At 61.9% G+C, this 19,140-nt stretch carries 23 protein-coding genes; 19 read left to right on the forward strand and 4 right to left on the reverse strand.

The features are described 5' to 3' along the window. Positions 1-200: 200 nt before the first annotated feature. From HUI96_RS00785 to HUI96_RS00800, 4 genes are all read right to left on the reverse strand, one after another. On the reverse strand, positions 201-515 hold the full coding sequence (locus HUI96_RS00785) for a putative quinol monooxygenase (protein ID WP_188252723.1): 315 nt from the start codon (positions 513-515) through the stop codon (positions 201-203). A 227-nt stretch (positions 516-742) separates the two neighbouring features. Further along, the gene (gene sigJ, locus HUI96_RS00790) at positions 743-1,672 is read right to left on the reverse strand and encodes an RNA polymerase sigma factor SigJ (RefSeq protein WP_188252724.1); all 930 of its coding nucleotides are present in this window, start codon (positions 1,670-1,672) and stop codon (positions 743-745) included. A gap of 238 nt (positions 1,673-1,910) precedes the next feature. Continuing rightward, on the reverse strand, positions 1,911-2,717 hold the full coding sequence (locus tag HUI96_RS00795; protein ID WP_337917795.1) for a tetratricopeptide repeat protein: 807 nt from the start codon (positions 2,715-2,717) through the stop codon (positions 1,911-1,913). Positions 2,718-2,780: 63 nt separating this feature from the next. Continuing rightward, the gene (locus HUI96_RS00800) at positions 2,781-3,455 is read right to left on the reverse strand and encodes a L,D-transpeptidase (protein WP_188252726.1); all 675 of its coding nucleotides are present in this window, start codon (positions 3,453-3,455) and stop codon (positions 2,781-2,783) included. 213 nt (positions 3,456-3,668) lie between these two features. On the opposite strand from HUI96_RS00800, the gene HUI96_RS00805 reads away from it, so the two are divergent. The 19 genes from HUI96_RS00805 to HUI96_RS00895 all read left to right on the forward strand — a co-directional run bounded on the left by HUI96_RS00805 (position 3,669) and on the right by HUI96_RS00895 (position 18,898). Beyond that, entirely contained in the window at positions 3,669-4,265 is a 597-nt protein-coding gene (locus HUI96_RS00805; protein ID WP_188252727.1) for a type III secretion protein, read from the forward strand. 12 nt (positions 4,266-4,277) lie between these two features. Next, positions 4,278-4,898 (forward strand): hypothetical protein, encoded by a 621-nt coding sequence (locus HUI96_RS00810; protein ID WP_188252728.1) that lies wholly within the window; start codon positions 4,278-4,280, stop codon positions 4,896-4,898. 58 nt (positions 4,899-4,956) lie between these two features. Next, positions 4,957-5,724: a type III secretion system inner membrane ring lipoprotein SctJ gene (gene sctJ / locus HUI96_RS00815; RefSeq protein WP_188252729.1), complete on the forward strand. Its 768-nt coding sequence runs from the start codon at positions 4,957-4,959 to the stop codon at positions 5,722-5,724. 5 nt (positions 5,725-5,729) lie between these two features. Next, positions 5,730-6,332 (forward strand): SctK family type III secretion system sorting platform protein, encoded by a 603-nt coding sequence (locus tag HUI96_RS00820; protein ID WP_188252730.1) that lies wholly within the window; start codon positions 5,730-5,732, stop codon positions 6,330-6,332. Beyond that, the gene (gene sctL / locus HUI96_RS00825; protein ID WP_188252731.1) at positions 6,329-6,937 is read left to right on the forward strand and encodes a type III secretion system stator protein SctL; all 609 of its coding nucleotides are present in this window, start codon (positions 6,329-6,331) and stop codon (positions 6,935-6,937) included. The genes HUI96_RS00820 and sctL overlap by 4 nt, the downstream gene beginning before the upstream one ends. Then, positions 6,934-8,274, forward strand: coding sequence for a FliI/YscN family ATPase (locus tag HUI96_RS00830; protein WP_188252732.1), 1,341 nt, complete (start codon positions 6,934-6,936; stop codon positions 8,272-8,274). The genes sctL and HUI96_RS00830 overlap by 4 nt, the downstream gene beginning before the upstream one ends. Positions 8,275-8,384: 110 nt before the next feature. Next, positions 8,385-8,762, forward strand: a complete 378-nt coding sequence (locus tag HUI96_RS00835) for a hypothetical protein (protein ID WP_210319985.1) — start codon at positions 8,385-8,387, stop codon at positions 8,760-8,762. Further along, positions 8,756-9,886 carry a type III secretion system cytoplasmic ring protein SctQ gene (gene sctQ / locus HUI96_RS00840; protein WP_188252734.1) on the forward strand — a complete coding sequence of 377 codons (1,131 nt, stop codon included), beginning with the start codon at positions 8,756-8,758 and terminating at the stop codon, positions 9,884-9,886. Before HUI96_RS00835 ends, sctQ begins: the two co-directional genes overlap by 7 nt. Continuing rightward, positions 9,879-10,529, forward strand: coding sequence for a type III secretion system export apparatus subunit SctR (gene sctR / locus HUI96_RS00845; RefSeq protein ID WP_188252735.1), 651 nt, complete (start codon positions 9,879-9,881; stop codon positions 10,527-10,529). Before sctQ ends, sctR begins: the two co-directional genes overlap by 8 nt. 27 nt (positions 10,530-10,556) lie before the next feature. Further along, on the forward strand, positions 10,557-10,826 hold the full coding sequence (locus HUI96_RS00850; protein ID WP_188252736.1) for an EscS/YscS/HrcS family type III secretion system export apparatus protein: 270 nt from the start codon (positions 10,557-10,559) through the stop codon (positions 10,824-10,826). Between the two features lie 4 nt (positions 10,827-10,830). Then, a complete protein-coding gene (gene sctT, locus HUI96_RS00855; RefSeq protein ID WP_188252737.1) occupies positions 10,831-11,655 on the forward strand; it encodes a type III secretion system export apparatus subunit SctT in 825 nt (274 codons plus the stop codon). 146 nt (positions 11,656-11,801) lie between these two features. After that, positions 11,802-11,975 carry a hypothetical protein gene (locus HUI96_RS00860; RefSeq protein WP_188252738.1) on the forward strand — a complete coding sequence of 58 codons (174 nt, stop codon included), beginning with the start codon at positions 11,802-11,804 and terminating at the stop codon, positions 11,973-11,975. A gap of 117 nt (positions 11,976-12,092) precedes the next feature. Then, complete coding sequence (locus HUI96_RS00865; RefSeq protein WP_188252739.1) at positions 12,093-13,049, forward strand: SctD/MshK family protein; 957 nt, start codon at positions 12,093-12,095, stop codon at positions 13,047-13,049. Beyond that, entirely contained in the window at positions 13,046-13,474 is a 429-nt protein-coding gene (locus HUI96_RS00870; RefSeq protein ID WP_188252740.1) for a hypothetical protein, read from the forward strand. The genes HUI96_RS00865 and HUI96_RS00870 overlap by 4 nt, the downstream gene beginning before the upstream one ends. 5 nt (positions 13,475-13,479) lie before the next feature. Further along, entirely contained in the window at positions 13,480-13,794 is a 315-nt protein-coding gene (locus HUI96_RS00875; protein WP_188252741.1) for a hypothetical protein, read from the forward strand. Positions 13,795-13,807: 13 nt separating this feature from the next. After that, on the forward strand, positions 13,808-15,970 hold the full coding sequence (sctV, locus tag HUI96_RS00880) for a type III secretion system export apparatus subunit SctV (protein ID WP_188252742.1): 2,163 nt from the start codon (positions 13,808-13,810) through the stop codon (positions 15,968-15,970). Between the two features lie 57 nt (positions 15,971-16,027). After that, a complete protein-coding gene (locus tag HUI96_RS00885) occupies positions 16,028-17,371 on the forward strand; it encodes a type II and III secretion system protein family protein (protein WP_188252743.1) in 1,344 nt (447 codons plus the stop codon). 12 nt (positions 17,372-17,383) lie between these two features. Beyond that, on the forward strand, positions 17,384-17,815 hold the full coding sequence (locus HUI96_RS00890; protein ID WP_237683899.1) for a hypothetical protein: 432 nt from the start codon (positions 17,384-17,386) through the stop codon (positions 17,813-17,815). Between the two features lie 39 nt (positions 17,816-17,854). Then, positions 17,855-18,898: an EscU/YscU/HrcU family type III secretion system export apparatus switch protein gene (locus HUI96_RS00895; RefSeq protein WP_188252744.1), complete on the forward strand. Its 1,044-nt coding sequence runs from the start codon at positions 17,855-17,857 to the stop codon at positions 18,896-18,898. Positions 18,899-19,140: the final 242 nt, after the last annotated feature.

Consider the following 19,140-nt stretch of genomic DNA (forward strand, 5'->3'; position numbering starts at 1 on the left):
TTCGGCCTGTCAGAAGGGCGGCCCAGCCCGGGCGGGCTGCGCCCGCCGAAACAGTGTTGGTGCTAAACAGTGTTGGTGCTAATGGGAAAACTCCCGCAGCCTCGCTGCGGCTTGCAATTGCGCTTGGGGGTGACGGGTCGGGACAATGCGGGGAAGCCCGGCGAGCGGAGGGCCGCAAGCCGCCGGGCTTGAGTGGCATCTCAGGCGGCGTCGCCCTTGGTCCATTGCGGCGTGATCGTGCGGAACTCTGACGGTCCGGCGAGCAGCGCGGCCGTTTCCCGCTCATAGTCCGGGTACCAGGGCTGCTTGACGAAATCGTCCGTCCCGGCCTCGTCGGTGTAGAGTTGGTAGGCCACGATCGCATCGGGATCGTTGTCGTCGAAGCCGTAGACATAGGCGACGTGGCCGTTGGCGCCTTCGATATAGGCGCGCGCATACTTCTCCCAGATGCGCTTCACCTCCTCGCGCTTGCCCGGCTGCGCCCTGTGCCTGATGTAGAGTGCTTTCTTGCTCATGATTATCTCCTCGAGCTTTGCGGCGTTCGCCGCCGATGGCTGGGCTCCATGCCCATGCCCCGGTGACGTTCGAGGAGACGTGTTTGTGACGTGCCCTGTAGTTTCTACGCTCCTGGGTCACCGCATGCGGTTCAGTAAATCGAAACGAAAAGTCCCGGCTATGGACGTGCCATCGCCGGGACGAATACGCGCCAGGTCGCAGCCTTCGGCCCAGAGGCCCTTGGACTTCAGTGAATCCTCGCCTCGCCGAGCCCTTCCAACTTGTCCGGATTGCGCACGATGAAGATATCCGCGATGCGATCTGCGCTGTCGTAGGCGAAGGAGACCGTCGCGACGATCTTCTCTCTTTCCCGCAGGACAAGCCCACGCGATCCGTTGAGGTCGGTGAAGCTCCACTCATAGGCCGCCCACCATTCGTTGAGCCGTTCCGTCAGGAAAGCCATCACCGCATTGCCTTCCAGAATCTCGATGACCGTCGCCGCCTTGCCGCCGCCGTCAGCGGTCAGGCGCACGTCGCTGGCAAGCATCGCGGCGAGAGGACCGGGCTGTCCGGTACGGATTGCATCCTCGAAGGCGGCAAGAAGTTCCTCTTGCCGTTCCGCGGACGGTCGGTATCTCACCTGGTCGTCACCGACCCGCGCCTTGGCCCGCGAGACCAGCTTTCGGCACGCCGGCTCGTTCATATCCAGCGACGAGGCAACGTCGGCATAGGACAGCTCGAAGATTTCATAGAGCAGGTATGCAGCCCGTTCCTTCGGGGTCAGCCGCTCCAGCATTAGCAGAAAGGCCGTGGAGAGGGACGATGAGAGCTCCATTTGCGCCTCCGCGTCGCTGTGAATGACCGTATGGACCGGCTCGGGCAGCCAGTTGCCCACATAGTCCACCCGGCTGCGATATGAAGCACGCAGCATGTCGATGGCGCGCCGCGTGCAGACCATCGTCAGCCAGGCGCCTGGCGACGCGAGGCTGTCGACATCGACCGTCTGCCAGCGAAGAAACGTGTCCTGGACGGCGTCTTCCGCCTCCGCGCGGGAACCGAGAATCCTGTATGCGAGGCCGAGCAGCCGCGGGCGGGCTTCCTCGAAAAGGCGGATGTGCGACGCCTCGACGCTCGACGCCGGATTTGCCGTGAGCACCGATCGATTCTTGAGCGTCATCGACTTCGCTCCTTCTCCTTCGGGGGATGGCTTCATTCGCGTGTTGACGATCCAGAGTTCGGCATTGTGACGCGATCGTCAGAAAATATTGTCTGCCCCTCACCATCCCATAGCGGCACCCGGGCAGGACGGCGACGCATGTGCCAGTAATGAGCGAAACGCAAACGTGGTCGCCCGACGAAAGGCGAGATGGTTGCTTGGCGCTCAGGCGTGTCGGATGGCCGCCAATGCCACCTGGTCAGGCGGTCATTGATCCTAGCGCGGCCGCTTTTGCCTTGACACTGCCCATCGCTCGAATCTCTCTACATCTTGCCAGGAGGGAGGCGATTTCCTTGGACGACAGGCCGGTCGGCGGGGCGGATTTCACCAGATCGTCCTGGCCAAGCAGGCCGTACACGATGACAATGTTATTCTTGTGCCGAAGCTGCACCCTGCCGGACGCCACCACGCGCTCTGCGATCGGCAATGCGACCGAGGCATTGCCCTCAAGTGCGGCCGCAAGCGCCAAATTGGTCTGAAGGTCCAGATCGCCGGGTTCCAGCTTGAGTGCCGTGGTAAAGGTGCTCTGCGCTTCCCCTGTCAGTCCTGCCATGGTCTGCGCCACGCCGAGCCAGTTGTAGGCGCGGCTGGTATTGACGATGGGAGCCGCTTCGCTGAGCGCGCGGATGCCGGCACTCAGATCTCCCGATTCGATCAGCGCAGAGCCAAGGCCAAGCATCGCCTGACCGTTGTTGGGTGACTTGACGAGCGCTCCCTTATATTGGGTCATCGCCTCGTCTACATAACCGAAACGAAGATAAGCGTCGCCGGCTTTGACGTTTGCTGCAGCGCTCGATTCAGGCATTGCCGCCGCGCGGGCGTAAAGCGCCATGGCGGTATCGTGCTCGCCCCGCGATTCGATGTCGCCAGCGAGTTTCACTAACCGATCGGATTGAGACAGTTCAGCGTCGGCCGTTTTCTTGCTTATCGAGCCCGTAGTCTGACAGCCGGTGAGCGCAACAGCGCATAGGACTGTGAAGAGGGCTAGCCGCATTGGTCGCTTCATTTGATCACTACCCCACGTGACATCCACAATGGCGGTTCGGTTCGAAACGCGACAAGCTGCGGCTCAACGCTGCACGACGACTTGAGCCCCGACCGCAACCCGTTGGTAAAGGTCGATGACATCATCGTTGGTAAGCCTGATGCAACCTGACGAATTCGCCTCGCCGATCGTCCAAGGCTGGTTGGTGCCGTGAATGCGATAGAGTGTGGACCCGATATAGAGTGCGCGTGCGCCTAGGGGATTTTCTGGTCCCCCCTCGACCTTCGCGGGAAGAATCCTGCCCTTGCTCGCCTCGCGCTTCATCATTTCGGCCGGCGGACGCCAGTCGGGCCATTCTCTCTTGTCAGAGATGCGGTCGCGGCCGCTCCAGTTGAATCCCTCACGTCCCACGCCGACTGCGTATTGAAGGGCCCTGCCCCTGCCGAGGATCAGGCGAAGGCGTCGGGCCGATGTGCTGATCAGGATCGTTCCCGCCCTTTCCTGGCCATCATACGCCACGACAGTCCGGGGTATGGGGCTCCAGTCTGCCGGCTGCTCTGCAACCGCGTCGTCCTCGAGATCCGACGGCGACAGCATTATGTTGCGCGTTTCGTCATAGGACCATGTCCGTGGATCGTAGCCACTGTTCTTGGCGACCGCATCCGCCTGAGCGAGAAACGTCATCGCACAGAACAAGAGCACGCCGGCCAGCCAGACACACACCCGGCCGGAGGCATTGAACGATGTCCGATGCGCCATCTTTCGAATTCCGTACTGACTGCCCCTTCCCGGCGCGGACGTTAATCGACCGTTCTGGTCGAAACGAGTCCCCTGCGCGATCCAATTGGATTTTTCGATCTCGCGAGAGAGGACTAGCTTTGCCCAAGCTGTCTTCGGCGCGCCGGCGTCGGCGATACCACTAATTCGACTGATGGGCTCGTTACCGAGATGGCAGGCAGAAAGGTTATCTCTGTGTGCATTTGGATCGTCTCTGGGGCGTTGGCGCTTATCTGTGCCGTCATCGCCCCAGCGAACGCGATCGAGCCCACTTGGCCGGATGGTCCGTACAAATATATCGCGGTCGATCAGGCCGTGGACGCTGCCCTGATGGAATTCGGCCGAAACCTCGGCATTTCGATAAAGCTCGGCAAGGGCATCAAGGGACGGTTAAATTCGGGGGAGCCGCACGCATCGGCGCGAGAGTTTCTGGATTGGGTATGCGACCGCTACGGGCTGGTCTGGCACTATGACGGATCCACGCTCAATATCGTGACAGAGGCGGATTTGCGGACCGAAATCGTTCGGGTCGACCGGGAAACAATCTCCGATCTTGCAGAGCGGCTCGACAGGATCGGCGTGTCCGACAGCCGCTTTCCCCTGAAGATCTCCGAAGAAGACAGAGCCGTCACAATTTCTGGACCCCCGTCCTACACTGCGCTGGTCAAGCAGAGCGTCGGGCTGGATGATTCCGGGACGGCCAGCAAGGAGGTCAATGTGCGGGTTTTCCGCGGTCGGACCGTGGACGTTCAGCCCGTGACGTCGGCAGCGCCATCCGTCGCAACGCAGTAGGGGGCAGGAGAAATGGAGATCGCCCCGACGATGCCCTTGGCAGCAGCGGAATTGCTTCCCAACGCAACGGCTGCCGGGCTGGACATCAACGTCGCCGCCGCGGCGGGCACAGGATCTCTCAAACCGGCGGTCAACGAGTGGCTGTCGGTCACCACGAACAAGATAGCTGGACAGAAGACCACGCCCACCACAGCCGGGTCGGAACCTGCCCAACTCGTCCAGAACATCCAGGACATGCGCACCGGCAACAATGGCGTTGCCGGCAATCCGCCGGCTCCCGTCGAAGCCGTAAAGGAATTCCACCTGTACGAGTATATGGACGAAGCCGGCAAGCGCGGCGCCGCTGGCGCCGATCCTTCCGCCCTGTTCGATTCGACGATCAGATCGCTCGGCGGCATGGTGGAATCCGCACAGGGCGCCATGGGATCGCGGCAGCCTGGGGCAACTCAGGCGCCGACGGCGAACGACGCGGGTGACACCGGTCAGCTATCGACGAAGATGGGCGAAGCGGACATGCAGCGCTTGCTTGACCAGTATGTTTCGGCCTCCTGGGCCCTTTTTGGAGCCTCACTCGCAACGAACAGCGTCTCGGCCGCTGCGTCATCTGTCAACACACTGATCAAGCAACAATAGGCTAGTACCGGGGTAGCACTTGTCGAACCGTCCACGTCGCCTTGCGATCGCTGCTGCCATGCTGAGCACCTTGCTGTTTCTGCAGGCGTGTTCGGTCGAACTCTACACCGGGTTGAGTCAGCAGCAGGCGAACGAGATTGTCGCCACTCTGGTGCGCAACGGCATTTCCGCCGAGCGCAATCCGGAGAAGGATGGCAAGATGACCGTGACGGTGCGCGAGGGTCACTTTGCCGAGGCGATGGCGCTCCTCAACGACCACGGCCTTCCCAAACAGGAGTTCGCCACACTCGGCGACGTATTCAAGCGCGATGGCCTGGTGTCCTCGCCGGTCGAGGAACGGGCCGCGATGATCTACGGTCTGAGCCAGGAATTGTCGCGCACGATTTCCGACATCGACGGGGTCTTGACGGCAAGGGTCCATCTGGTCCTGCCGGAAAACGATCCGTTGCGCCAGAAGCTTGTACCGTCGTCCGCCTCGGTCTTCATCCGCCATCAGGCGACGACGCCAATGGAGAACCTTATTCCGCAAGTGAAGATGCTGGTGGCCAACGGTGTCGCCGGCCTCGCTTACGACAATGTCTCGGTGGTGCTGTTTCCCGTCGCCGCCCCTCCGGAACGGGCGGTGAACAAGCCGTCGTTCGCGTCGTTCTTTGGATTGCAACTCCATCCCGACAGCCTGACGGCGGCCATGTGGATCGTCTACGGTCTCGGCGCTGGCGTTCTCGTTCTTGGTGGCCTGCTCGCCAACCAGGTGCTGAATCGGAGCAGGCGCAAGATCTACGCGCTGAGCCAGACGACGCTTCCGGCCAAGCATTCGGCGGCGTGAAGGCAATGGCGCCTGCGGCCTTGGACCCGGAGTGGGACGCTTTCGTCGAGCATCCCGCGGCCTATGCCGATGCAAGCCAGCTTGCTGCATGCTTCGGCGGTGCGATCACGGTGCACTGCTGCCAACTTATGCTGGAGTCGCCGCGGCTAGCCCAGCGCCTCTCGGCCCTGCTTTCATCGCATTTCGAGCTTGCGCCGCTTGGCGACGACTTGGCAAACGAGGACCGCCGCATCGCCTTGGCGTCAATGCGGGAGATCGAGACCTTGGCAATGCGCGCAGGCGCGATCTGCTGGTCCGGGTCGCTGTCCAGCGCCATCGGCAAGGAACTGGTGAGTGCCATCCATCATCAGATCGGCGAGGAACTGTACGTCTTCGCCCTGGCAAACAGGGATCTTGCCGCCCTGCCCCGCCCTTTGGAGCCGCTGGAGACGATTGCGGCGCGCATCCATGACGATGGCTGGCGCTGCATAGCCGCCTGGTGCGATGCCGTGCCGGGGCCGGTATCCGCACGGATGAAACTCAAGTTTCCCGTCGGCACCGACCTCGATGTCGGATCGATGACAGGTGGCGCAGGAATTGTCCGCCGTGCCAGCGAAGCCGCCCGATGAGCGCCGGCATCGGACTGCCGACGCGGCCTGGCAAGCGAATTCTAAAGGCGGCCGAAGCGCAGGCCTGGCAAGATGGGTTTGCCTTCCTCGACGCAGCAAAGCGCAGAGCTGCCGAGTTGCATGATACGGCCCGCAGCGCCTATGGCGACAGCTTTGCCGAAGGCTACAGGGACGGCAAGACCGAGGGCGCCGCCGAAGCCGCTCGCCTCTTGGCCGAGGTTATAGCCAAGGTAGACCGCTATTTCGGTTCAATCGAGAAGGATGTCATCGGCCTGGCGACCGACGTCATCGCTCGCGTGCTCGGCGAGTTCGACGCTAACGAATTGGTGGCAAAGGCAGCCGGGCAGGCCATCTCCGAAATGAGGCGCAGCCGTTTCATCAAGGTGTCGGTGCATCCGCAAGCCCTCGACGCGGTGCGAGACGAACTTGCAGCTATCCGCGCCGAATCGACCTTCCAGGGGACTTTCGAGGTGATCGCCGATGCCGATCTCCCGCGCGACGGCTGCGTCGTGGCAACCGATATCGCCGTGGTCGATGCGACCATCGGGGTCCAGATCGCCGCAATCGCCGAGGCTGTCTGCGACCGCCGGGAGATGCCGGAATGATTGGGATTGATAGCCGTCTCGCCGACATCGTTCCCAACCTTCGCAGCGGCCTGCGTCACGACGCGGCGCGGCGGCGCACGGGCAGAGTGCGCCGGGTCACCGGCGCCATAATCCATGCCGCCCTTGAAGAGGCCCGGATCGGCGAGATCTGCGACCTGGTCGATCCAAAGACCAAGAGGCGGCTCAAAGCCGAAGTGATCGGGCTGCTCGACGAGGTGGCGATCTTGCTGCCGCTAGGCGACATTACCGGCCTTTCGAGCCTCACCGAGGTTATTCCGACTTTCAAGAGCCAGCAGATCCGCATAGGCCCGGCCCTGCTCGGCCGGGTCATCAGCGCGCTCGGTGATCCTCTTGATGGCGCGCCGCTCGACGAGGCCAACATCGCCGGCAGCTATCCCGTCATTGCCGCCCCCCCGCCCTCGATGCAACGCAGTCTGATCTCGGAGCCGATGACGCTCGGCATTCGTGCGCTCGATGGGCTTCTGACCTGCGCGCGCGGCCAGCGTATCGGCCTATTCGGGGCGCCCGGCGTTGGCAAGTCGATGTTGCTTGCCGACATTGTGCGCGGCACCGATGCGGATATCACCGTGATCGCACTGGTCGGAGAACGTGGACGGGAAGTGCGTGAATTCGTCGAACGTCAGATGGGCTCGGAAGGGCTTAAGCGGTCGGTGATCGTCGCCGCCACATCGGACCGGCCCGCCATCGAGCGCGTCAAGGCGGCCCATGCGGCGACCGCAATCGCAGAATATTTCCGCGACCAGGGAAAGCACGTGCTGCTCGCCATGGACAACATCACGCGTTTCGCCCGTGCCCAGCGCGAGATTGGCCTTGCTTCCGGCGAGCCGCCGACACGGCGCGGCTATCCGTCCTCGCTCTTTGCCGCGCTGCCCCGCCTGCTGGAGCGGGCCGGACCAGGACGTATCGGCTCGATTACAGGCCTCTACAGCGTCTTGATGGAGGGCGACGGAACGATGGATCCGGTGGCGGAGGAGATGCAGTCGCTGCTGGACGGCCACGTCTTTCTGTCCGCCGAGATGGCACAACGCAACCACTTTCCGGCGATTGATGTGCTGCGCAGTAGAAGCCGCCTGATGGACATGGTGGTGTCGCAGGAGCACCGGGAACACTCGGGTCGCATCCGTGAAATGATGTCGCGCCATGCCGAGGTCGAACTGCTGCTGCGCGTCGGCGAATACCAGCGCGGCAGCGACACCGCGACGGATGAGGCGATCGCCAAGATCGACCGGATCAACGCATTCCTGCGGCAGGATCCGAAATCGAGCGAAGCGCTTCACGAGACGCAGCGGCTCATGCGCGAGATTGCCCTGTCGTGAAAGACGCCAAGCTCATCGCAGGCACCCGCTCGATACGGGAAGCTCGGTTGCGTCGCGCTGAGGAGGCGGCCGCCCGAAGCCACGCGGCACACAAGGAGACCGTACGCCGCGTGGCGGACGCTGCTAGAGCGATCGATAGCCATCTGGAACGCGCAGCCGCTGCCGATCGAATGGCGATGGATGCGATGATCGGGCAGAGATTGAGCGCCGCCAGCATGCAGGATCTCGAAAACAGATATCTTGCAGCGCAATTCGAGGCGGCCAGACTAGCCGAGGCCAAAGACGCTGCGGAGCAGCGTGCTCATGCCCGTTGGATCGAGCTTGCGGAAGCGAATGACAAACTGCGTCGTGCCCGGCTGGCCCTCGAAAAGATCGACGCTCTCGCCGTCAAGGTGGCGGAGCGCGGCGCAATCCGCGAAGCCGCGCTGGCCGAACTCATGGCCGAGGAGGACCGCAAGCCCGCGGAACCCCAGGCAACATCATGCTGAAACCCGCGCCGCCTTCCCTGACCGACGTACAACTGCGCGGCCCGAAGTCCACGCAGCACCAGCGGACGAGGTTGTCGCGGACCGCATTCGAATGGGAGCCGCTGGAACTCGAAAGGGTTTCCCTGCAGGATCTGGAAGCTCCGAATGCATACTACGGGTGCCGGCCGGCGATCCGGTTTGAACTGGGCGGAATCGCGGTAACGGCCACCGCCAAATGGCGCCTCGACGAGGCGCTGGCTTGGGATACGGCAGTCATCGTTGCGTTCGGCGACGCCGAAGCCTCGTTGCATGTGAATCGAAGTCTCCTGGTGAGCATGCTTGCGCGCCAGAACCTCGTGGCCGATCTTGACCAGCTCAATCCCGCGCATGCCGCCCTGCTCATCGAAGCGCTCGTCGCACAAGAACTGACTGATTTCGAAGATCGCCTCGGCCGTCCCGTTGAGCTGAAAGCTGTCGCTTTCGAACCGAGCTCGGCGGCGGATGCGGCGCGTTTTCAGCTTGTGCTGCATCACGCTGATGGCACCCCGATGGGCCTCCTGCGTTTCGAGAGTGAAGACATCGCGCTTGCTCTGGCCCGCCTGCTGGATGCCTTCGCGCAGGGTTTAGCCCCGGAAGCAGTCGATCCGCTCTTGTCTCTCCGGATTTGCCGCGGCGCGGTTCGGATCACGCTGGCGGAACTGGATAACCTCGTGCCGGGCGATGTCGTGGTGATCGACGACACGCCCGAACAGTCGGTGTCGGCAATGATCGAACTGAGTGGCCTGCTGGCCGCGCCGGTCGAATTTGCGGGATCTGGCGTGCGGTTGCGTGATCGCTTGCGGAGGCTTCAGGGTTCAAGATGGGAGTGGATGATGAGTTCAGGCCAGATGCAATCTTTCGGCGAGCAGCCTGAAGACCTTGACGTGAGCGACCTGCCGGTGACGCTCGTCTTCGAAGCAGGCCGAGCGACACTGTCCGTCGAACAGGTGAGGAAACTCGCGCCCGGCGCCATTCTCCCGCTGCCCGATGCTGCCGCGGACAGCATCAACATCATTTCGGGCGGCAAGCGCATCGGGCAAGGCGAACTCGTCGAGATTGGCGAAAGTCTGGGCGTTCGCGTCAGGCGCGTTTTTACAAATGGTTGAAGGGGCACCCAGCCTTCTGGTCCTGTTGATCGCCATCGGCACCGTTGGTCTGGTGCCGCTTGCCGTGGTGACGATGACGGGATTCCTGAAAATCTCGGTCGTGCTCTTCCTCATCAGGAACGCGCTCGGCGTCCAGCAGATGCCGCCGAACCTAGTCCTCTACGGCATCGCGCTGGTGCTGACTAGCTACATCACGACACCGCTCCTGAGCGAAATGTCCACTCGGCTGCAGAGTCAGACGAAATTCGAGACTGTCGAGGACGTCAGAGCTGCCGCTGAGTTGATCAAGGAACCGCTGAAGGGGCATCTTATACGCTTTACCCAGCCGGATGAGCGGAAATTCTTTCTCGATGGGACAGGCAAGCTTTGGCCGGAGGAAGTGCGCAGAAATGTGCGCGACGACGATCTTTCCATCCTCATCCCGGCCTTCGTTGCATCGGAACTGACCCGCGCCTTCGAGATCGGTTTCCTGCTGTATCTGCCCTTCCTGATCGTCGACATCGTTGTCGCCAATGTGCTGATGACACTCGGCATGATCATGGTCTCGCCGGTGCTGATCTCGATACCGCTGAAGCTGCTCCTGTTTGTCGCCATCGACGGATGGTCACGCCTGATGCACGGGCTGATCCTCAGCTATGCCTGACCTATCGGCGTCGGGAAGATCAGAAGAATGAACAGCGACGTCATACTCGCAAAGGTCCAAGAGGCGTTTATGATCGTGCTGCTCATGTCAGCGCCGGCGATCATCGTTTCGCTGGTGACCGGCCTGTTGATTGGCCTGATCCAGGCCCTGACCCAGATCCAGGATCAATCGCTGCCGCAGACGATCAAGCTCGTCGTCGTGTTGGTGGTCATCCTGATCACTGGGCCCTTCATGGCTCATCAGATCGTGGAACAGGCGACCGCGGTTTTCGACGAGTTTCCGGTCACGACGCGCTAGTGGAATGGGATCGTATCTGGGCTGGTTGCAGGAGGCCGAGTTCTACATCCTTGCGGCGGGATTCGCTGTCGCGCGCATGCTGGGCTTCATCCTCGTCCTGCCGCTGTTCTCCCGCTTGCGGTTGACCGGCCTGTTGCGAAACGGGGTCGCCATCGCTTTCGCGATCCCACTCTATCCGGCGTTGACAGAGGCACTGCGCGGCGTCGATTTCACTGTGGCCACGTTCATCATCCTTGGCGTGAAGGAGATGCTTGTCGGCGCGGTGCTGGGCCTCGTGCTCGGCGTGCCGTTCTGGGCGGCCGAAGCCGCCGGCGACATTGTCGATCTCCAGCGCGGCTCGACCATGGGGTCCCTGATCGACCCGATGATGACGCATGAGACAAGCGCTACCGGCACGCTCTTCACCATTACTTTGATCGCGCTGTTCCTCGCCGCCGGCGGACTTCAATTTATGCTGACGACGGTATTCGACAGCTACAGGCTGTGGCCTATCGAGAGCCTTTTGCCGGTCTTCAGTGCCGAATCGGTGGGTATCTTCCTCGACCTAGTAACGCGTGTCCTCACCATGGCACTGGTCCTGAGTTTTCCGATCGTCGTTGGTCTTTTGCTGTCGGACGTGCTGCTCGGCTTCGTGGCGAAAGCCGCGCCCCACCTGAACGTTTTCGCCATGTCGTTAGTGGTCAAGACGCTCGTCTTCAGCCTGCTGCTCGTCGTCTATGCGGCTTTCCTCATCAACTATATGGGCCAGGAAATGTCGTTTCTGCGCGACGCGGGCGGGCTGCTTGAGAGCCTTTCGTGTCCGAACTGCCAAGCCGTGCGAAATCGCTGACTAAGCATTTCCAATGTCTGGCGTGATGTCGCAAACCAAATGGATTTCGTCTCCCCAAAACTCTTCCGTAAGGTTTGTGCGTAGGCGTCGAACGGAGCGTCGGCGATCTGCATTGATCCGACCTAATCCCAACGAGGAGTCCAACCATGGCGACGGTCCCTTCCGTAGGAAGCAGCAACCCCGAAGCGATGCTCGACAAGATGATTGCGCAGCAGGAACGCATGTTCGCGCTTGAGGTGAAAAAGGACACCCACAAGATGGAGCATGAGTTCCAGATGGGCACGTCCAAGGATATGGGCAGCGCCGCCCAGAAGTCCTAACGGCCATTTTGACAAGTCGGCGTCGCGCAAATTTCGAGCGGCGCAGACGATCTGGGTGCGCGATAGCTGGTCGCGCATCCTCTCGAAGCGACTTGTGCATCTGCTAAGGGGGCGAAGATGGGCGATGAACCGGGCCTCGGAACGCGCAATGCGCTGAGCATGGCGCGGGCAGCATTTGCGCCGGTCGCGACCTCCGGCATCCTGATGGAGGTAACCGACGGACTTCACACAGGCGCGCAGCTTGCGCTCCACGGCGAGTCCCATTCGATCGGCTCGAGTGTCGAGTCCGACATAGTGCTGAGAGACGAAGGCGTGGCGCCCAGCCATGCGCGGCTGCGCCTCAGTGGCTCATCAATCGAGATTGAAGCCTATGGCGGCGATGTGCTGCTTGAAAGGGGCGTGGTGCCACAGGGACACGGCCAGAAATGCCGGCTGCCGCTCAATGCGCGCATCGGAGGCGCCACGGTGCGGATAGGGCATCAGCAGCAAGGCGCGGAGGAGCGCCCATTTCTTTCGCGCACCTTGGCGTTGACTCTCGTTGGCCTCGTCGGCGTTTTCATCCTTTCTGTAGCCGCTAACCAGCTATCCATAGCGGGTGCCAGGCATGTTCCGGAAACCTTGGCGGCACCCCATCCGGCAACCGTCACTGAAGCTTCGGCTGCCATCGGATACGGAGCTTCAGTCGCCGCGGCAACGCGAGATCTGGCGCGGAAGATCGAAGAAGCTGGCATCGGACCGCTGGATATACACGTCGACGACGGCCGTATCAGCGTGTCCGGAACGGTGCCAAAAGATCGGAGCCAGGCATGGACGAACGTGCAGGCCTGGTTCGACCAGACGCATGGCGCCAAGTTCATGCTCTCGTCGGATGTGGTGGTCGCCGGCGCCGAAACCGCGCCGCGGCTGGCCCTTCAGGCAATCTGGTATGGCAACCGGCCCTACATCATCACGGCCGACGGTGCCCGTTATCACGAAGGCGCGTTCATCGAAAACGGGTGGTCGGTCAAGCAGATCGGGGGAGACGCGCTGATTCTCGTCAAGAATGGCGCGACCATTTCCCTGAGGTACCCATGAGCCGCCGCATCGAAGGCTCACGACTTGACGTCTCCAGCGTGGATGCGGTTTCGCCGCATGCGCGAACGGGAGCCCCTCGTGGCCAACAGGTCGAGCGCCGACGGTTCGACGCGGTGGAGCAAAAGACGAACCATGCAGGCGGGTCGAGGGAAGCCTGGGGCATCGAGAGCGGCGCTCTCTTGTTCGAACCCGGTCCTTCCGGCACTTCGATTAACGATGTGTTGGTGCAGTATGTGCGCCCGCGTGTCCCCGATCCGGCCATACTGCGACGCGCGACCTCCATCCTGGAGGATTGCATCAGCGAGTTACTCCCGCGCCTTGGGGGCGGCGAACAGTTGCGTTCGATGGCAGAGACGCTCATGCGCGACGAGATCGACCGGCATCTCGAGATACTCGAGAAGTTGCATGGAAGGACCGACATCTGAACGGCGTGCGCGACACCGTGCAATTGATGCATATGCTGGGATATCTTTATGGCCGCCACGGTCAGGCCAAGCGTGGCGCCGCATATCTCCTTATTGCCGCGCAACTGGCGCCGGACGACGCTGGCGTGCTGCGCACGCTCGCGCATCTGCTCATTCTTGACGGCGAGACGGAGAAGGCTCTCGCCGCGATCGGAAAGCTTGAGACGATCGACGGCGCGGATCATCCGGGGCTCATGCTGCTGAAAAGTCGCGCATTGCTGGCGGCCGGACGTCCCGGCGAGGCGCGGCAATCCTTCCGCCGGTTCCTCGACAATAACTAGATGCTGGACAGCCATGCTTGAGCGTTTGCTGCCTTTTCTCGTGAAGGTGTCCGGGCGCGGCGACCTGGCAATCGCCGTATTGATGCTCGTCGCCGTCGCGATGATGCTGATCCCGCTGCCGACCTTCCTGGTCGACATCCTGATCACCACCAACATCGCCTTCAGCATGTTGATCCTGATCGTAGCGCTCTACGCCGAGAGTCCGTTGCAGTTCTCGGCGATGCCTTCGGTGATCCTGGTTGCCACGCTTTTCAGATTGGCGATCACCATCACCACCACCCGACTCATCCTGCTGCAGGCCGATGCGGGCGAGATCGTCACGACATTCGGCGAATTCGTTGTCGGGGGGTCGATCGCAGTTGGTCTGATCGTGTTCCTGATCATCACCATCGCCCAGTTCGTCGTTATCGCCAAAGGCTCCGAGCGTGTAGCCGAGGTGGCGGCGCGCTTCACCCTGGACGCGTTGCCGGGCAAGCAGATGAGTATCGATGCCGAATTGCGCAACGGCGACATAGACCGGGCCCAGGCGCACCACCTGCGCCAGCAACTCGAGCGCGAGAGCCAGCTCTATGGCGCGATGGACGGCGCCATGAAGTTCGTCAAGGGCGACGTCATGGCCGGCATCATCATCATCCTCGTCAATCTCGTCGGCGGCTTCACCGTCGGCATGACGCAGCACGGAATGAGCGCGAGTGAGGCTGCCACCACCTATACGTTGCTTTCGGTTGGCGACGGGCTGGTGGCGCAGATTCCGGCTCTGCTTGTCGCAGTCTCGGCAGGCGTGATGGTGACACGGGTTTCCGGCGACGAGGGCGAAGGGGGTCTCGGCAGCCAGGTCATGTCGCAACTGACGGGCAATGCGCGGGCCCTTGGCCTAGCTGCCGTCATCATGTTGGCACTCGGCTTCGTGCCCGGGTTCCCCACCATCATCTTTGCAGGGCTTGCCCTTTCCTGCGCCGCCGCAGCCTACTTCGCCCGCAGCCGCAGTCAGTTGCCCGAAGCATCGCTCGAACAGCGGATTGGAGAAGCGGGCAGCAAGTCCGTGACGCTGCAGCGATCTGAGGCAAAGCCGCAGGAAGCTGCGATCGCCTTGCTGTCGACTTCACCGCTGGCGATACGACTAGGCCTGGGCCTGGCGAGCGACGTGCCCGATGCCGAGCTCGAAAGGCGCGTCAGCAATGTCAGACGCGAGATATTCAGCGATCTGGGCATCGAGATTCCCGCAGCCGAACGCATCGTGGACGATGTCTTGCCTGCGCGCCGCCTTCGCATCGACCTGGAGGGGGCGCCGATCCTGGAAGCGGAAATCCCTGCCGGAAAGCTCCTTGTCGATGAAGCTCCCGAACACGTCGACCTCGCGGACGTCAGCGTAGATGAAGGGCCGGGCGTTGCCGGAACCAGAAAGTCCCTATGGGTCGATGTAGCGGACGCAGCAAGCCTCACGCGTGCCGATATCGAAGTGCTGCCGCCACTCGACATTATCGGCCGCTGGCTCGCCTATTCGCTACGCCAATATGCCAGCCATTTCGTGGGCATCCAGGAAACCCGCAAGCTGCTGACCGAGGCAGAGGCTGAATATAGCGATCTGGTCCGTCAGGCACAGGAAACATTGCCGCTGCAGAAGATCGCCGACCTACTGCGCCGGCTGGTGTCCGAGAATGTCCCGGTGCGCAATATCCGTCTCATTCTGGAGGCGATCGTCGATTCAGGGCAACGCGAGCAGGATGTCGTGCTGCTTACCGAGCAGGTGCGAGCAGCACTCAGGCGCCAGATCAGCTTTCGGGTCGCGAACCAGGACAATGTGATCCCGGCCTTTGTTCTGCAGAGGCCGGCGGAAGACGCCATCAGAAATTCGATTCAGCCGTCGCCTTCCGGCACGCATTTCAATCCGACGGGGGGGCAGATCCAGATGCTAGTGGCGCAGCTTCAGAAGGCGCAGGCCAAGACCGAAGCCGGCGCCCTCCCCGTAGTGCTCGCATCCGGTGACGTTCGCCGCCACGTCCGCAGCCTGCTGGCGCATAACGGCATTCTCCTTCCCGTTCTGGCCTATCAGGAACTCGCCCCGGAATTCAACGTGCAGCCGCTCGCGATGATTGGAGGGACGCAGGAGGCCGCCGGGAATTTTCCAGGACCGCGGTCGCTGCCGGCAATGGCGAATGCCGGCCAGGGGACGTGAACATGCCGCAATCCGGGAAACGGGGCGCGGCTGAAATGCAATCTGCCGAGGGACTTGATGATCGACCTTCCAAACACGACAGCCGTATGCCCGGCAACAGATTGCCGCACGCATTGGCTTTCCATGATGCTGGTCATCCTGATGGCATGCTTTGTCGCGTCCAGCGCCTCGGCCGAGGGGAGCACAGAAGGTCTCCCAGCCAACTCTGTGGTCAATGTCGCGGTCGGTCAGGGGCACCTGCTTCGTTTCAATATACCGGTCGAGGCAGTGCTGATCGCGGACACGACGATCGCCGACCTGCAGGTGGTCACCGGCGACATTGTCTACGTTTACGGCCTGAAGCCAGGCGTCACAAATCTCATCGCGCTCACCGGCGACAAGAAGGTCGAGGCGACAGCGCTGCTCCGCGTGACCATGGATGCGGCTCCGGCCAACGAAGCGAACCGAGAGCTTAATTCCACCGGAACAACGGAGCTGGCGATTTTCGGTACCCGCATCGTTGCCATGGGCCACGCAGCCAACATGGACGAGGCTGTCGACGTTGACAGCGTCGCCCGCACCTTCTCGCCACCGGATCAGGAACCGCTGAATGACACGACAATCCAAGGCTCGCAGCAGGTCAATATCCGGGTTCGCTTCGCCGAGGTCTCGCGCAGCGAACTGCAATCCTATGGTATCGACTGGACGATCGGTTACCAGTCGAGCGGCTTCGAATTCGGCATGCTTCAGAACAATGCCTTCCCGGACAGCGCCGGAGGCAATTTCAAGGCCGGCCTTGCTCACGACACCGGCTTCAATTTCGAGGTGGTGATCGATGCGCTGAAGAAGAACGGCGTCCTCAAGATCCTCGCCGAGCCTAACCTGACCGCCGCGACCGGGCAGACAGCGAGCTTCCTCGCCGGTGGCGAGATACCTATTCCGATCCCGCAAAGCCAGGATACGGTCACCGCCGAGTACAAGCCCTTCGGTGTGTCGCTGAATTTTACCCCCACGATCATCGGGAACAATCGTATCGGCCTGCATGTCAAGCCGGAGGTCAGCACACCCTCGGTTAGCGGCACGTCGCTCACGGTCGGTGGCTTCAACTTACCGAGCTTCGTCGTGCGCAGGGTCGACACGACCGTCGAGGTTGCAAGCGGGCAAACCTTTGCAATCGCTGGGCTATTTCAGCAGACCTTCTCACGCGACCTGGATAAGGTGCCAGTGGCTGGGGACATTCCGGTGCTGGGCGCACTTTTCCGGTCCGAGCGTTTTCGCAAGGAGGAGACAGAACTGGTGGTGCTGATCACACCCTATCTCGTGGAGCCGGTACGCCATGATCTGGCAACGCCGATCGACCGACCGGCCAAGAAGCGCAAGGCCGGGCCGAAGTTGCGCAACACCGGGCTGATCGTGAAGTAAGTGAAGATGATCATGCCGCGCCATTCCTTGCCCCTGATCGTCCTGCTTAGTCTTGGCGTCGCCGGCTGCCAGACCGAGCCGCAGCCCGATTACTCGCCAGGCTACAGCTATGTTTCGACCGGCGGCGATTCCGCAAAAAGCGCCAATGGGTCGATACTCGCGCCCGATTCCTGCCTTGGCGAACCTGCCGATACCGACCCCTCGCTTGCCAGCACGTCGCAAACGATCTCGCCGCCGCTCGGACCGCATCTGCCGCCGGGCTGCGCGAACGCCTACAATCTCCAGCGCATGGCCGAAAGCCAACGTGACCTTGTCGAGGGTCGGCGGATGGGACCGGCACGCGGTGCACCCGGAGTGCGTGCTGCCAAGCGCTACCTTTACGGCGAGGAGGAAGACGCGATGGGCGGCGCCAATAATCAAGGCCAGTCCGAAACCGGCAATTAGGGCTGAACGTCTTCGGGTTGAAGCTGGCGAGAAGCGACGTTGTCCGAAGAAGCCGAGGAAAAACGCCTTCCAGCATCCGAAAAGAAGCTGCGGGATGCCCGCCAGAAGGGTCAGGCCTGGCACAGTCACGATCTCGTTTCGGCGATCGCGCTGCTTTCCGCGCTTGCCTATCTCAATATCGCGTGGCCCGACATAGCTGCGCGTGTGGACAGGCTGCTTGACGTTGTCATCGAAGCGACGACGCAGCCATTCGAGGCGGGGATAGGACGCGTCAGCAAGGAATTCGGTTGGGCTGTCCTGCTGACGCTGCTGCCGTTGGCGATTGTTGTTGTCGTCGTGACCGTCCTTTCTGCGGTCATCGTCATGGGTGGACCGGTGTTCTCCGGCGAACCGATCAAGCCGAAATTCGATAACATCAATCCGGTAAAGGGCTTGCAGCGGATCGTCTCGATGCGCAACGTCGTCGAGCTCGCCAAGGGATTGGTGAAACTGCTGCTGCTGTCCGTTCTCTTCGTCATCATCCTGCTGGCCTGGCTAAGACCGATAGTCGAGGCTCCAGGCTGCGGCGACACCTGCCTCGTTCCCATCATCCTCGGTATCGTCACGCCGCTTGGATTTGCCGCCGCCATAGCCTTCATCGTCATCGGTCTTGCCGATCTTCCCATCCAGCGTCTGTTGTTCATGCGCGACATGCGCATGTCCACGACGGAGCACAGGCGCGAGCACAAGGACGTCGAAGGCGACCCGTTGATACAGCGCGAATTCCAGCGCTTGCGTCGCGAAACGCTATCAGCGCCGAAGAAGTTTGGGGGCAACGAGTCGTCCTTTGTCGCGGTTCTGGCCGACCGGGCCGTAGGACTGCGCTATGTCAAGGGCGAAACGCCCATTCCTGTTGTTACCGCCAAGGGGTCAGGAAAGGCCGGGCTGACGATCGCGGCCGAGGCCAGGCGTCACGGCATACCGGTCATCGAGGATCGCGAGTTGCTTGACGCGCTCTTCAAGGGCTCGAGAGCCGGCGAGTATATCAAGCCCGATACCTTTCCGGTTGTCGTACGGCATCTGCGCCTGCTCGATCTGTTGTGAGGAACCCGGTTCCTTTCCGCATTCATGAACCAACTGGATTTTGCGGTCGGAAGACGCATCCGTAGGATGTCCGCAAGGAAGTAGCCGTTCGCGGTATGGGTCTTGCTGGTTCGCAGAGCCTCGACCCCATCCAACGGGAGAGGACCATGGCGATTGTGTCGTTCCGATTCCCCCAGGCGATTGCAAATGCGGTCCCCGCCGCGACGGCCGTAGCCCGAACTGAGCCAGCGGTTTGTCGGCGT

It is taken from the genome of Pseudaminobacter soli (ex Zhang et al. 2022) (assembly GCF_014595955.1).
Lineage (GTDB): Bacteria > Pseudomonadota > Alphaproteobacteria > Rhizobiales > Rhizobiaceae > Kumtagia > Kumtagia pseudosoli.